Here is a 14,891-nt window from a genome sequence, read left to right on the forward strand (position 1 = left end):
ATCCTCTCGATCTTCCCTTGCATCCGGTTTATTGTGTCTTAACCCCTGCCTGTAAACCTGGAGAACCATCGCGTGTTTCAAAAAGTTGACGCCTACGCTGGCGACCCGATTCTGTCGCTCATGGAGCGGTTCAAAGAAGACCCGCGTAGTGACAAAGTGAATCTGAGTATCGGCCTGTATTACAACGAAGACGGGATTATCCCGCAGTTGAAGGCCGTGGAGGAAGCCGAAGCGCGTCTTAACGCGCAACCGCACGGTGCCTCGCTGTATCTGCCGATGGAAGGGTTAAATACCTATCGTCATACTATCGCGCCATTGCTGTTTGGGGTTGACCATCCGGTTCTCCGGCAGCAGCGAGTGGCGACGATCCAGACATTGGGCGGCTCTGGCGCGCTGAAAGTGGGGGCCGATTTCCTGAAGCGCTATTTCCCGGATTCCGGCGTGTGGGTCAGCGACCCGACGTGGGAAAACCACATCGCCATTTTTGAAGGGGCGGGATTTAACGTCAGCACGTATCCCTGGTACGACAATGCCACCAACGGCGTGCGTTTCAACGATCTGTTAGCGACCCTGAAAACCCTGCCTGCGCGCAGTATCGTCCTGCTGCATCCTTGCTGTCACAACCCGACCGGTGCAGATTTAACGCCTGCGCAGTGGGATGCGGTTATTGAGATCCTGAAAGCGGGCGATCTGATCCCGTTCCTCGACATTGCTTATCAGGGCTTTGGTGCTGGTATGGACGATGATGCCTATGCTATCCGCGCGATTGCCAGCGCCGGACTGCCAGCGCTGGTCAGCAACTCGTTCTCGAAAATCTTCTCTCTGTACGGCGAGCGCGTCGGTGGGCTTTCTGTTGTCTGTGAAGATGCAACTACCGCAGGTCGCGTGCTGGGGCAACTGAAGGCGACCGTCCGCCGTAACTACTCCAGTCCGCCGAACTTTGGCGCACAGGTGGTCGCGACGGTACTCGGCGATGAAGCGCTGAAAGCCAACTGGCTGGCGGAAGTGGAGGCGATGCGAACCCGTATTCTGGCCATGCGTCAGGAACTGGTGAACGTGCTAACCGCTACGATTCCGGGACGTAATTTCGACTATCTGCTACAACAGCGCGGTATGTTCAGCTACACCGGGCTGAGCGCGGCTCAGGTCGATCGTCTGCGTGACGAGTTTGGTGTCTATCTGATCGCCAGCGGACGCATGTGCGTGGCTGGTCTGAACGTGGCGAATGTGCAGCGCGTGGCGAAGGCTTTTGCCGCCGTCATGTAATTGCCTGGCCAGATAAGCGCAGCGTCATCCGGCAAAACGCCACTGCCGGATGACGACGAATCGCCTTATCCGGTCTGGCAATGGTCTCTTCCATACTTATGTGATCCTCCTCCTTTTCCGGGACAAAACCGCAGAAAATCCTTCCTTTCACCTGCCGCCGGGGTTATGGTCAGAGGGTTTTTTGAACAATTGGTCTAATAAAATGATAACTAAATGACTTAACAGGGAAAAATATGCGAAGGCTCACACTGGCGCTGAGCGCCATCTGCTTGTTATTCACATTAAACCATTCCGCCAGCGCGCTGGCCTCTTCTCCTTCTCCGCTCAATCCAGGTACTAACGTTGCGAAACTCGCGGAACAAGCCCCCATTCACTGGGTTTCCGTGGCGCAGATCGAAAACAGCCTCGCTGGTCGTCCGCCGATGGTCGTTGGTTTCGACATTGATGACACCGTGCTGTTTTCCAGCCCCGGCTTCTGGCGCGGTAAGAAAACCTGGTCCCCTGACAGCGAAGCGTATCTGAAAACCCCGGCATTCTGGGAGAAAATGAACAACGGCTGGGATGAGTTCAGTATTCCAAAAGAGGTCGCCCGTCTGCTGATCGATATGCACGTCCGTCGCGGCGACAGCATCTTTTTTATTACCGGACGTTCGCCAACAAAAACCGAAACCGTGTCGAAAACGCTGGCCGATAACTTCCACATTCCGGCGACAAATATGAATCCGGTGATTTTCGCCGGAGATAAGCCCGGTCAGAACACCAAAACGCAGTGGTTGCAGGATAAAAATATCCGCATGTTCTATGGCGATTCGGACAACGACATTACCGCCGCGCGCGATGCGGGCATTCGTGGGATACGAATCCTGCGCGCCTCAAACTCGACTTACAAACCGCTGCCGCAGGCTGGCGGGTATGGCGAAGAGGTGATCGTAAACTCGGAGTATTAAAAAGCGGGGAGGGCATTTGCTGTTTTTTTAAACAAAATTGATCTGTCAGCTTTTACCTTTTGCAGTCTTGCTGCACACTGATTAGATGACATTTCAGTGGAGCATCACGCTTGCAAGGGGAATAACGATGACCAATTCGGAGTTACTGCAATACTGCATGGCGAAAATCGGCGCGGAGCAGAGTGTGCACAGTGACTGGAAAGCCACACAAATCAAAGTTGAAGATGTGCTCTTTGCCATGGTGAAAGAGGTGGAAGATCGCCCGGCGGTATCTCTGAAAACCAGCCCCGAACTGGCAGAACTATTACGTCAGCAGCACAGCGATGTGCGTCCGAGCCGACATCTCAATAAGGCGCACTGGAGCACCGTCTACCTCGACGGCTCGTTGCCAGATTCACAAATCTATTATCTGGTGGATGCGTCGTACCAACAGGCGGTTAATACGCTACCGGAAGAGAAACGCAAACAGTTGCAATGAACAACGCCGTTCACATCTTCACATGAACGGCGTTTTGCGTTTTACAGCATCGGTTTGAGGAAGCGGGCAGTATGCGATGTTTCACATTCCGCCACGGTCTCAGGGGTACCGGAAACGAGGATTTCCCCACCGCCGCTACCGCCCTCCGGTCCAAGGTCGACTATCCAGTCCGCCGTTTTGATGACGTCCAGGTTGTGCTCAATCACCACGATAGTGTTGCCCTGATCGCGTAACTGATGGAGCACGTCCAGCAACTGCTGAATATCAGCAAAGTGCAGACCGGTAGTCGGTTCATCCAGAATATAGAGCGTCTGACCGGTACCGCGTTTCGACAGTTCGCGCGCTAACTTCACGCGCTGCGCTTCGCCACCGGAAAGCGTCGTCGCCGACTGGCCAAGACGAATGTAGGTCAGCCCTACGTCCATCAGGGTTTGCAGCTTACGCGCCAGCGCCGGGACGGCATCAAAGAACTCGCGGGCTTCTTCGATAGTCATATCCAGCACTTCGTGGATGGTTTTACCCTTGTACTTAATCTCCAGCGTTTCGCGGTTATAGCGTTTGCCTTTGCACTGGTCGCACGGCACGTAAATATCCGGCAGGAAGTGCATCTCGACTTTAATCACGCCATCGCCCTGACAGGCTTCGCAACGCCCACCGCGAACGTTAAAGCTGAAACGCCCTGGCGTATAGCCGCGCGAGCGCGACTCCGGTACCCCGGCAAACAGTTCGCGCACCGGCGTAAAGACCCCGGTATAGGTCGCCGGGTTGGAACGCGGTGTCCGCCCAATCGGGCTCTGGTCGATGTCGATAACCTTGTCGAAATGCTCCAGCCCCTGCACGTCGCGGTACGGCGCCGGTTCGGCGATCGTTGCGCCGTTCAACTGGCGCTGAGCAATCGGGAACAGCGTATCGTTGATCAAGGTCGATTTACCGGAACCCGACACGCCGGTGATGCAGGTGAACAGCCCCACGGGCAGGGTCAGCGTCACGTCTTTCAGGTTGTTGCCGCGTGCGCCGGTCAGTTTCAGCACTTTTTCCGGATTCGCTGGCACGCGCTGTTTCGGCACTTCAATCTTGCGCTTGCCGCTCATGTACTGGCCGGTCAGTGATTCCGGTACCGCCATAATGGCTTCCAGCGGACCTTCGGCAACCACTTCGCCACCGTGGACGCCGGCTCCCGGACCGATATCAATCACGTGGTCGGCGGCGCGAATTGCATCTTCATCGTGCTCCACCACAATCACGGTATTGCCAAGATTACGCAGGTGGATCAGCGTCCCCAGCAGACGTTCGTTATCGCGCTGGTGAAGACCGATGGACGGTTCATCCAGCACATACATTACGCCGACCAGCCCGGCACCAATCTGGCTTGCCAGACGAATACGTTGGGCTTCGCCGCCGGAGAGCGTTTCTGCGGAGCGCGACAGCGTCAGATAGTTAAGGCCGACGTTGACCAGGAACTTGAGGCGATCGCCAATCTCTTTGAGGATTTTCTCTGCAATCTTTGCCCGCTGGCCTGCGAGTTTGAGATTGTTGAAGAAGTCCATCGCGTGGCCGATGCTCATGTCGGAGATGGTCGGCAGCGGCGTATTCTCAACGAAGACGTGGCGCGCTTCGCGACGCAGACGGGTTCCTTCACAGCTGGCGCACGGGCGGTTGCTGATGAACTTGGCTAGCTCTTCACGTACCGCACTGGATTCCGTCTCTTTATAGCGGCGTTCCATGTTGTGCAGCACGCCTTCAAACGGATGGCGGCGCACGGAGGTGTCGCCACGATCGTTCATATACTTAAATTCAATATTGTCTTTACCGGAGCCGTACAGCACCACCTTGTGCACGTTCGCATTCAGGCTGGCCCACGGGGCTTCAACGTCGAACTTATAGTGCTCTGCCAGCGATTTCAGCATCTGGAAATAATAGAAGTTCCGACGATCCCAGCCGCGGATGGCTCCGCCTGCCAGTGACAGCTCAGGGTTCTGGATCACGCGATCGGGGTCGAAATACTGCTGTACACCGAGGCCGTCGCAGGTTGGACAGGCACCCGCCGGGTTGTTAAAGGAGAACAGGCGCGGTTCCAGTTCGCGCATGCTGTAGCCACAAATTGGGCAGGCGAAGTTGGCGGAAAAGAGCAGTTCTTCTGCTTTTTCGTCGTCCATATCGGCAACTACCGCCGTCCCGCCGGAAAGTTCCAGCGCGGTTTCAAACGATTCCGCCAGACGGGTACTGAGATCGTCACGCACTTTGAAACGATCGATCACTACCTCGATGGTGTGTTTCTTCTGCAGTTCCAGCTTGGGCGGATCGGAGAGGTCACACACTTCGCCATCAATGCGGGCGCGGATATAACCCTGGCTTGCCAGGTTTTCCAGCGTTTTGGTGTGCTCGCCCTTACGCTCTTTAATGACCGGCGCCAGCAGCATCAGGCGCTTGCCTTCCGGTTGTGACAGGACATTATCCACCATTTGACTGACGGTCTGCGCCGCCAGCGGGACATCATGATCCGGACAGCGCGGTTCGCCAACGCGAGCAAATAGCAGACGCAGGTAGTCGTGGATCTCGGTAATAGTACCGACCGTGGAGCGCGGGTTATGAGACGTCGACTTCTGTTCAATTGAGATAGCGGGCGACAGCCCCTCAATATGATCGACATCCGGCTTTTCCATTAGCGACAGAAACTGACGCGCATAGGCAGAAAGGGATTCAACGTAACGACGCTGCCCTTCGGCATACAAGGTGTCGAAAGCGAGCGAGGATTTGCCTGACCCCGAAAGCCCGGTCACGACAATCAGTTTGTCGCGGGGGATGACGAGGTTGATGTTTTTGAGATTATGGGTGCGGGCGCCCCGAACTTCGATCTTATCCATTCACCTTTCCCGGATTAAACGCTTTTTTGCCCGGGGCAGCAGGGTGCCACCGGCGATCACAAACGGTTAATTATGACACAATAAAACCTGAATGGATATACAGTATTGGAATGCAAAACACAGAGTCTTGTGTAACAATACCCGGCTGAAGTTGTTTCGCGGAATCCGCGTCGCAACGTAGTAAAATCGCTATTGGTAATGCTACAATCGCGCGTTTACACTTATTAAGAAACGTTTTCAGGAGACTCGATCATGGCCAGCAGAGGCGTAAATAAGGTTATTCTCGTGGGTAATCTGGGCCAGGACCCGGAAGTACGCTACATGCCGAATGGTGGCGCTGTCGCCAACATCACGCTGGCTACTTCCGAATCCTGGCGTGACAAGCAGACCGGCGAGATGAAAGAGCAGACGGAATGGCACCGCGTTGTGCTGTTCGGCAAACTGGCGGAAGTGGCCAGCGAATATCTGCGTAAAGGTTCTCAGGTCTACATTGAAGGTCAGTTGCGTACCCGCAAATGGACCGATCAGTCCGGTGTTGAGAAATACACCACGGAAGTGGTGGTGAACGTTGGCGGCACCATGCAAATGCTGGGTGGCCGTCAGGGTGGTGGCGCCCCGGCGGGTGGTCAGCAGCAACAGGGCAGTTGGGGTCAGCCTCAGCAGCCACAGGGCGGTAACCAGTTCAGCGGCGGCGCGCAGTCTCGTCCGCAGCAGCAGTCTGCGCCAGCAGCACCATCCAATGAACCGCCGATGGATTTCGACGACGATATCCCGTTCTGATCATTATTCATGTCGAATTCTCAGTACCGTTATAAGACCCCGTGAAAACGGGGTTTTTTGTCAGTTTATCTCCCGCAAAGTAAATAAACCTACATACTTTTCAATAAGATAATTAAATTGCCTGTGATCAAATCGTAGGTGGGATTATCGGTTATCCTGCGTTCGCAACTTTCACCCATTAAGACTGAACCTTGCCGGGCTTTTCAGGGAAACACGATCAGCCTGTCAGCGAACATAAGGAAATTAGAATGAACAAAGCCATTTTAATGCCGGTTGATATTCTGGCGATGGACCTTTCTGACAAAGCGATTGCCTGGGCCGATCACATGCTCAATAGAGAAGAGGGTGTTCTGCATCTCCTGCACGTTTTCCCCAAGCTGCACACGTCGCCGATTCGCGGTTTTGCTTCGGATATCAAAAAATACGAAGAGTACATGACCAACGATGCGCAGGAGAAAATGCTCGCCCTGGCGAGAAAATTCAAAACGCCGCTGGAGAGGATTCGCTTTGAAGTCCGTCATGGCAATATTCGTGATGAAGTGAATAACGCGGTAATCGCACATAACGCCGAAATGATTATTATCGGCTCGCGCAAGCCGGGGATTGCCACCCATCTGCTGGGCTCGGCAGCCGCCAATATTTTACGTTACGCAAAAGTACCGGTAATGGTTGTGCGTTAATCCGTTATCGCATTTGAAAAAAGGCCTCCCAATATGGAAGGCCTTTTTATTGCCGGATACCGCCGGTTATTTCCGGCGGAATTTGCGGGTGAGCGGTTTCTCAATCTCAACAATGAAGAATAGCGCGATGCCGATGGCAAAGGTAATTCCCCAGTAGCGCAGCGGCAGGGCTTCGGTACCAAACAGCATTTGCAGGAACGGCACATAGATAATCGCCAACTGCAGCAGCAACAGAATACCGCTGACCAGCCAGATGCCTTTATTCATCAACAGTCCACGACCCAGAGAGAAGCCATCGGAGACGCGGCAGTTAAGCATGTATACCCACTGCGCCGTCACCAGCGTTTGCAACAGGACCGTACGGATGAATTCCGGGCTGTGACCGCGCGGCTGCAGCCAGGCTTCCAGCGTGAAGGCACAGGCGGCAATCAGCGTGCCGACAAAACCGACGCGCCAGATGGCAAATCCATCCATCACGTTCTCGTTACTCTGACGCGGTGGGCGGCGCATGATGTTGCGCTCACCGGCTTCAAACGCCAGACCGAATGACAGCGTGGCAGAGGTCGCCATGTTCATCCACAAGATCAGTACCGGGGTCAGGGGGATCAAATTGCCAGCCAGTAGCGCGACGACGATCAGCAGACCCTGCGCCAGGTTAGTGGGCATGATAAACAGAATGGTTTTCTTCAGGTTGTCGTAGACGCGTCGCCCTTCCTGTACCGCGCTGGCGATGGTCGCGAAGTTATCGTCCGTCAGCACCATGTCGGCGGCTTCTTTCGTCACTTCGGTGCCTTTAATACCCATCGCGATCCCCACGTCGGCCTGCTTCAGCGCCGGGGCATCGTTCACGCCATCGCCGGTCATGCCGACGATCTCGCCTTTCTCTTGCAGGGCTTTTACCAGACGCAATTTATGTTCCGGGCTGGTACGGGCAAAGATATCGTAGGTGACAGCCGCTTCGGCGAGTTCAGCATCATCCATCTGCTCGAGCTCATAGCCCGTCACCGCGTGGCAGCTGTTATGGATACCCAACATGCCGCCGATGCTCATGGCGGTTTGCGGGTGATCGCCAGTGATCATTTTGACGCGGATCCCGGCCTGCTGGCAGGCGCCGATCGCCGCAATGGCTTCCGGGCGCGGCGGATCCATCATCCCGGCGATGCCGAGGAAAATGAGCCCCTCGTTCAGACAGTCATGAGTCAGCGTACTGGCATCGGCACGCGCGGGTTTCCAGGCGGCGGCCACCATCCGCAGACCTTCTTTGGCATAGCGGGCAATTTCGGCCTCCCAGTGCGGCTGGGTAAAGGCTTCCGTACCGTTCGCGGTTTGCTGCAACTGGCAGAGTTTAAACAGCACATCCGGCGCTCCGGTCACCAGCACGCGCTCGTCGTTGCCGATGCGATAGTGCGTCGCCATGTATTTGTACTGGGAATCGAACGGAATTTTACTGCGCAGTTCGCACTCGACGGCAGGTAGCATGGCTTTGGCGGCCAGCACTTTCAGCGCCCCCTCCGTGGGGCCGCCGGTAATCCCCCAGGGACCCTGATCATCGCGAATCAGCTGGCTGTCGTTACACAGGTCAATCGTGCGCAGATAGTTTTCAAGCAGGCTGCCTGGCGCAATCTCTACCAGCGCGTCATCTTCCTCGACGTGGATCTCGCCCGTTGGCTCGTAGCTGTTGCCCTGCACGCGGTAATTTTTATCCGCCGTGATGATGGCTTTGACCGTCATCTCGTTCATGGTCAGGGTGCCAGTCTTATCGGAACAGATCACCGACATGGCCCCCAGCGTTTCAACGGTAGGCAGTTTGCGGATGATCGCGCGTTTGCGGGCCATGGTCTGCACACCCAGCGACAGGATGATCGAGATAATCGCCGGTAAACCTTCCGGAACGGCCGCGACAGCAAGGCTGATTAACGAAAGCAGCAGCTCGCTCATTGGCATATCGCGTAGCAACAGGCTGAAGATAAACAGACCGGCCATCATGGCGAGAATGAGGGAGAAAATCGCTTTGCCGAGCTTATCCATCTGCACCAGTAGCGGCGTGCGGTGCTTCTCGATCCCGGTCATCATCTGGTTGATATGGCCCAGTTCCGTCGCTTCCCCGGTGGCGATCACCACGCCAAGCCCGGCACCGGCGCTAATCGTTGTGCCAGAGAACAGCAGGTTTTTGCGATCGCCCAGCGGCAACTCGCCAGCCAGCGCGTCTGCCGTTTTATCCACAACGGTAGATTCGCCGGTCAGGATAGCCTCTTCAACCCGCAGGTTATGGGCTTCCATGACGCGAAGATCGGCGGGGATGCGGTCGCCCGCGCGCAGCACCACGATATCGCCAACGACCAGATCGGTGGTCGCGACCGTCTCATGTTGCCCGTTTCGTACCACTACAGCAGAAGCGGAGAGCATATTGCGGATACTTTTTAGTGATTTTTCCGCGTTGTTTTCCTGAATGTGACCTATCAGGGCGTTGATCACTGCGACGCCGAGGATGACGGCAGTATCCACCCAGTGCCCCATTACGGCGGTGAGTGCCGCTGCGGCAATCAGGACGTAGATCAGGACATCGTGAAAATGGGCCAGAAAGCGTAGCCAGGCGGGTTTGCCGGCTTTTTCAGGCAGTGCGTTAAGACCATCCCTGGCAAGACGTGCGCTGGCCTCATCATGAGTCAGCCCGGAAGGTTGGCTCTGTTGATTTTTCAGAACCTCCTCAACGGTCAGCTGGTACGGCTTTTTTCCAGCGCATGGCGCAGAATGGAGACGATTGCTGTTCGGCATTCTGGTCAAAGTAAAATTCCTCGAAGTATTAAATTTAAATATTTTGAAACACAGGCATACTATTTGAATAATGCCTGCAGATATTTGACATTAATCAATGGCGTTTCTGTAAATATTATTTTATCTTTGAATGAAGATGATATTTTCCCATGCGGGTCATGGGGTTAAATGGATATGTAAATTTAGGAAAGGAGGTTTTATGTTTGGAATTTATAATGCTAAGAAATTGATTTTATTGATTGTTTTTGCAATTGTTGTGGCGGCCATTAGCGGTATTTCAACCTATGCCTTTGTAAAATATCTGGGGTGAGAATAATAAAAACAGTCTTCCTTACATAACTTTTAAATCCTGAATAATAATGACAATAGGGAAACGAACACAGAGCGGAAAATATATTTTAAGCCGCGGTCTGTTGAGTAAACCGACCGCGCCAGATGAACGCATAATAGACGCGGACTTGCTGAAATCGAGACGGGACGAATTTGTCTCACAAGAGATAGGTCGGGATTTTCTGGAAACAATAAAAAAGCCTCCGTCAGGGAGGCTCAGGTGAAATCAGGTCAAGACCATCGGCCATTCCGGCGGGGTCTGACTCATCACTTCGACCATCACGGATTCAATGTTGTTCCAGATGGCGGAGAGATCCATCAGGGTGATGCCGAGTAACCCCGTCGCAAACCAGCAGGCGGCGACAACCCCGAGTCCACTGCTGATCACAGCCAGACCAATGTAATCTGAGCGACGAAAACGAATATTTAACGTGCTGGCTAAAAACATGAGCACAGCGCTCAGCAGTTGCCAGCGGAGAAGAACCACGCCAGTGGTTAGGGTAGCCATGAAACATTTCCTCTGAGAGTAGCAGGTGCCCTGGACAGCGCGGCGTTTTCACGGGAAGCGTGGCACACTCCTGGCTATCGACGGGCATTCACATCAATACCGAATGAAACGTTGTTTCTGTTTCAGAATATTTGTGAACTATATCACTTTTAGTCATTCGTTCGCCAGCCTGTACGCCTTTTTTTGTTTGCTTTTTAACCGCATTTTAAAAAGGGTTATTGGGCGATAATGAACACGTTTTGATCGTGGCGTAACTGGAGGGAGGCGATGTAAAAAGATGTATTTATTCTACCCTTTCTGTTTTGTCCTAAATAAGCATACAGGGAAATTTAACTTAATTTCATTTTGTGTATGAACCGACAAAACTTTCATAAAAAACTACCCCTTTCGGAGAATGGATTACCCTTAATAAAATTAATCGTCACTGTAGGTTTGCTTTACGGTCGAATATTATCACCATCCTGCAATATCAGACTTTTGCTAATAAAAGTCTGTTGCTAATATCGATAGATTCATGCAACGTAATCACCTGTGTGATTTAGCATCCTGCCTTGATGATAAAGGCACATAAAATGCAGGGATATAGGGCTTAAATGAATCATCGGGCGCGACGCAAGATGCTGAGGTTCCTCGGGATAATCATGGTGGTTTTGCTCCCCGTGATGCTGGCGCTATGGTTTGCCCAGTTGCGAGCCACCTCTCAAACCAGTAGGCAACTGAGCACCTTTGCCCATTTGGCTTTAGATAAAACAGAACTGGTTGTTTTACAGGCTGATTTAGCGCGTGATGCCGCTGAACAGTACCAGGGGCAGGCGTGTACACCGGCGCATCAACAACGGATGTTGAATATTATCCGTGGGCGCCTGTATATCAACGAGTTAATTTATGCACAGGGCGATCGTTTTTTATGCTCTACGGTAATGGCACCGTCAGAGCCCTATATTATGCCGACGGCAGACTATAAACGAAAACCTAATATCTCCATTTATTACTTTCGCGATACGCCTTTTTTTACCGGTTATAAAATGACGTATATGCAACGCGGAAACTATGTCGCGGTGATCAACCCGCTGTCATATAGTGAAGTGATGTCCGAAGACCCCGAAATGGCCTGGGGGGTATATGACACCGTGACCAATACCTTTTTCTCCGTCAGCGAACAGGCCTGGGTGGCACAACTGTTGCCACTGGTCCAGCGTAATCAATCTGTCTTTCAGCAGGACGGTCACTTTTATACCATCGCCCACTCGGATAAACGGCCCATTGCCGTGATTGTGTCGACCTCGATGCAGCGGTTTTATCAGAACCTGTATCAGCAGTTGCTGATCACCCTTCCGCTGGCGGTCATCAGTAGCATTCTGTTGTTAATGTTCTGGTCGCGGGCGCGTCGGCAATACTACTCCCCCCGTCGTATGCTCCAGCGCGCGCTTAAGCAACGCCAGCTCTGCCTGCACTATCAGCCGATCATTGATATCAAAAATGAGAAATGCGTGGGGGCGGAAGCGCTGCTGCGCTGGCCGGGCTGCAAGGGTCAGGTCATGAGTCCGGCCGAGTTCATCCCGCTGGCGGAAAAAGAGGGGATGATCGCGCAGATAACCGACTATGTGGTGGAAGAAGTGTTCAGCGATATGGGGACATTTCTGGCTGCCAACCCGCAGTTGTATATCTCTATCAACCTTTCCGCGTCGGATTTCCACTCTTCGCGACTGATTGCCATGATTGCGGATAAAGCGCGCGAACACGCCGTGCTTGCACAACAAATTAAAGTGGAAGTGACTGAACGAGGATTTATCGATGTGCCGAAAACCACGCCGGTGATCCAGGCATTTCGCCAGGCGGGCTATGAAGTGGCGATTGATGATTTCGGCACCGGCTACTCTAACCTGCACAACCTCTATTCACTCAACGTCGATATTCTTAAGATCGACAAGTCCTTTATCGATACGCTGACCACCAACAGTACCAGCCATCTGATTGCGGAACATATCATTGAGATGGCGCAAAGCCTGCGTCTTAAAACCATCGCGGAAGGCGTGGAGACGGCGGATCAGGTGAGCTGGTTACTTAAACGCGGGGTGCAGTACTGTCAGGGGTGGCACTTCGCGAAGGCGCTGCCGCCGCAGGACTTCATTCACTGGTTGCAACAACCGCCCGCACTCCTGATGCAGCGCGGACAGTAACACTACAGGCGGTGACGGTAGTCGCTGGGGGTGCGATCAAATTCCCGGCGAAACACGCGGGAAAACGTCTGCTGCGACACATAGCCTAAATCCATCGCAATATCGAATATCGGTCTTTCGGTGTTGCGCAGTTCAACGGCGGCTAACAGAAGTCGGCGCTGACGGATATAGTCACCCAGCGTCTGGCGCATCACCGTGCGGAACATCCTCTGTAAATACCACTTTGAATAACCTGATTTTTTTGCGACCACATCAATATTCAGCGGTTGGTCGATATGTTCATCAATCCATTCAATAAGGGTTTGAATAATTTGCTGATGGGACATATTGCTGCCTCCTTCTCAGTGTTCGATTCGTCTTTTGTCTGCGGGCGAGTATAATTCCTCAAGTTAACTTGAGGTAAAGCGATTTATGGAAAAGAAATTACCCCGTATAAAAGCGATGCTCACGCCAGGCGAAGTGGCAAAGCGCAGCGGCGTGGCGGTTTCCGCACTGCATTTCTATGAAAGCAAAGGGCTGATCAGCAGTATCCGCAACAGCGGCAATCAGCGCAGATATCGGCGTGATGTGCTGCGTTATGTCGCGATTATCAAGATTGCCCAGCGGATCGGCATCCCGCTGGCGACCATCAGCGAAGCGTTGGGCGTGCTGCCGGAGGGCCATACCCTCAGCGCTAAAGAGTGGAAGCAACTCTCTTCGCAATGGCGCGAGGAGCTGGACCGGCGCATTCATACGCTGGTGGCGCTGCGTGACGAACTCGATGGCTGTATCGGCTGTGGCTGTTTATCGCGTAAAGACTGTCCGTTGCGTAACCCAGGGGATCGGTTGGGCGAAGAGGGCACGGGCGCACGCCTGCTGGAGGATGAACAAAACTAAAGCGCCGCAAGGGCGCTTTAGTTTGTTTTCCGGTCTTTGTCTTTCTCTCTATCCCGTTGGTTCACGGGAGGGTTTCCCCCGACGTCAACACCCCTCATTCGAGCACGTGGTGGAGGTTCCGGTTTGTGTTGATACTGTAAGTGTAAGCCGCATCATCCCGTTTGCCAGCTAATCTGGCGTTTTTTTAGGCGAATTTTTTTCGTCATCTCCCATAATTTACTAGAGTGAGTAAGAGGAAATAACGGGAGAACATCATGCTGACGGTGCATCATTTAAACCAGTCCCGCTCACAGCGCATTCTCTGGGCGCTGGAGGAGTTGTCGCTGCCTTACCTGATTGTTCGCTATCAGCGTGAAAAGAGTATGCTCGCCCCGCCTGCCCTGAAGAAAATCCATCCGCTGGGTAAATCCCCGGTAGTTGAAGATAACGGTGCAATCCTCGCGGAATCAGGGGCCATTCTCGACTATTTGCAGGACACCTACGACAGCGAAGGGCGATTTAAACCGAATGAAGCGGAGCCAAAGCGCCAGTATCGCTTCTGGTTGCACTACGCCGAGGGTTCACTGATGCCGTTGCTGTTAATGAAGCTGGTCTTCGTCAGTCTGGGTAAACCGCCGATGCCCTTTGGTTTGCGCACGCTGGGCGGCGCGCTGGGGCAGGGCGTGCAAAAAGCGTATCTCAATCCGCAACTGGAAACCCATGCACGCTTTATTGACGCGCATCTTGCTGAGCGGCCATGGTTTGCCGGGGAGCATCTCAGCATGGCGGATATTCAGATGAGTTTCCCCCTGTTTGCACTGCTGGCGCGCGGTGGTATTGCCGATCTTCCCCATATCCGCGAGTGGAAAAAACGTGTGGAGATGCGTCCCGCCTGGCAGCGTGCCATCCAGCAGGGGGGACCTTTTGAAATTCCCGGCGGCTGATGGCATTTTTTTAGCTGTCTTCAGCTGTGCATCTGCAATATGGCCGGGAAAATGATGTTGCCGGATTGCGCATTGACGATAACGTTTGCGCATCAGTTGATGATTTCTTCAGCGTTAGCGCAAGAAATGAGTAAAAAGCGGCAAAGTTCAGTTGAAAATCCCCGTATGATCGCTGGATAATCGTTTGCTTTTTTTTACTACCCGTTTTTTTATGCGCGGAGCTAAACGTTTGCTTTTTGCGACACCCCTTTTGTCGCGATCAGAGCACAGGGAGTTGACGTTGC

The 14,891-nt window shown here is 53.4% G+C and carries 12 protein-coding genes; 8 read left to right on the top strand and 4 right to left on the bottom strand.

Features of this window, described 5'->3' with window-relative positions:
* Positions 1-72 precede the first annotated feature (72 nt).
* The 3 genes from tyrB (at position 73) to ACERJC_RS20330 (ending at position 2,691) form a co-directional block, all read left to right on the top strand.
* The gene (tyrB, locus tag ACERJC_RS20320; protein WP_373672367.1) at positions 73-1,266 is read left to right on the top strand and encodes an aromatic amino acid transaminase; all 1,194 of its coding nucleotides are present in this window, start codon (positions 73-75) and stop codon (positions 1,264-1,266) included.
* Positions 1,267-1,499: 233 nt separating this feature from the next.
* Positions 1,500-2,213: an acid phosphatase AphA gene (gene aphA, locus ACERJC_RS20325; RefSeq protein WP_152401441.1), complete on the top strand. Its 714-nt coding sequence runs from the start codon at positions 1,500-1,502 to the stop codon at positions 2,211-2,213.
* 127 nt (positions 2,214-2,340) lie between these two features.
* Positions 2,341-2,691: an MmcQ/YjbR family DNA-binding protein gene (locus ACERJC_RS20330; protein ID WP_061075572.1), complete on the top strand. Its 351-nt coding sequence runs from the start codon at positions 2,341-2,343 to the stop codon at positions 2,689-2,691.
* A 41-nt stretch (positions 2,692-2,732) separates the two neighbouring features.
* Here ACERJC_RS20330 and uvrA read toward each other — a convergent pair whose 3' ends face one another.
* Positions 2,733-5,555, bottom strand: a complete 2,823-nt coding sequence (gene uvrA, locus ACERJC_RS20335) for an excinuclease ABC subunit UvrA (protein ID WP_152401443.1) — start codon at positions 5,553-5,555, stop codon at positions 2,733-2,735.
* 252 nt (positions 5,556-5,807) lie between these two features.
* On the opposite strand from uvrA, the gene ssb1 reads away from it, so the two are divergent.
* Both ssb1 and ACERJC_RS20345 read left to right on the top strand, forming a co-directional pair.
* On the top strand, positions 5,808-6,335 hold the full coding sequence (gene ssb1, locus ACERJC_RS20340; protein WP_046493925.1) for a single-stranded DNA-binding protein SSB1: 528 nt from the start codon (positions 5,808-5,810) through the stop codon (positions 6,333-6,335).
* A gap of 248 nt (positions 6,336-6,583) precedes the next feature.
* The gene (locus tag ACERJC_RS20345) at positions 6,584-7,015 is read left to right on the top strand and encodes a universal stress protein (protein ID WP_152401445.1); all 432 of its coding nucleotides are present in this window, start codon (positions 6,584-6,586) and stop codon (positions 7,013-7,015) included.
* 66 nt (positions 7,016-7,081) lie between these two features.
* On the opposite strand, the gene ACERJC_RS20350 is transcribed toward ACERJC_RS20345, so the two are convergent.
* Both ACERJC_RS20350 and ACERJC_RS20355 read right to left on the bottom strand, forming a co-directional pair.
* A complete protein-coding gene (locus ACERJC_RS20350; protein ID WP_373672419.1) occupies positions 7,082-9,790 on the bottom strand; it encodes a cation-transporting P-type ATPase in 2,709 nt (902 codons plus the stop codon).
* A gap of 556 nt (positions 9,791-10,346) precedes the next feature.
* On the bottom strand, positions 10,347-10,628 hold the full coding sequence (locus ACERJC_RS20355; RefSeq protein WP_042999048.1) for a YjcB family protein: 282 nt from the start codon (positions 10,626-10,628) through the stop codon (positions 10,347-10,349).
* A gap of 593 nt (positions 10,629-11,221) precedes the next feature.
* On the opposite strand from ACERJC_RS20355, the gene pdeC reads away from it, so the two are divergent.
* Positions 11,222-12,808, top strand: coding sequence for a cyclic di-3',5'-guanosine monophosphate phosphodiesterase PdeC (pdeC, locus tag ACERJC_RS20360; RefSeq protein WP_373672368.1), 1,587 nt, complete (start codon positions 11,222-11,224; stop codon positions 12,806-12,808).
* A 2-nt stretch (positions 12,809-12,810) separates the two neighbouring features.
* Here pdeC and soxS read toward each other — a convergent pair whose 3' ends face one another.
* Positions 12,811-13,134 carry a superoxide response transcriptional regulator SoxS gene (soxS, locus tag ACERJC_RS20365; RefSeq protein WP_042321117.1) on the bottom strand — a complete coding sequence of 108 codons (324 nt, stop codon included), beginning with the start codon at positions 13,132-13,134 and terminating at the stop codon, positions 12,811-12,813.
* Between the two features lie 85 nt (positions 13,135-13,219).
* Between soxS and soxR the strand changes: the two genes are divergently transcribed.
* Complete coding sequence (gene soxR, locus ACERJC_RS20370; protein WP_042321119.1) at positions 13,220-13,684, top strand: redox-sensitive transcriptional activator SoxR; 465 nt, start codon at positions 13,220-13,222, stop codon at positions 13,682-13,684.
* 254 nt (positions 13,685-13,938) lie between these two features.
* Positions 13,939-14,607 (top strand): glutathione S-transferase family protein, encoded by a 669-nt coding sequence (locus ACERJC_RS20375; RefSeq protein WP_373672369.1) that lies wholly within the window; start codon positions 13,939-13,941, stop codon positions 14,605-14,607.
* The last annotated feature ends 284 nt before the right edge of the window (positions 14,608-14,891 follow it).

The sequence above is a fragment of the Citrobacter telavivensis genome, from assembly GCF_041807075.1.
GTDB lineage: Bacteria > Pseudomonadota > Gammaproteobacteria > Enterobacterales > Enterobacteriaceae > Citrobacter_A > Citrobacter_A telavivensis.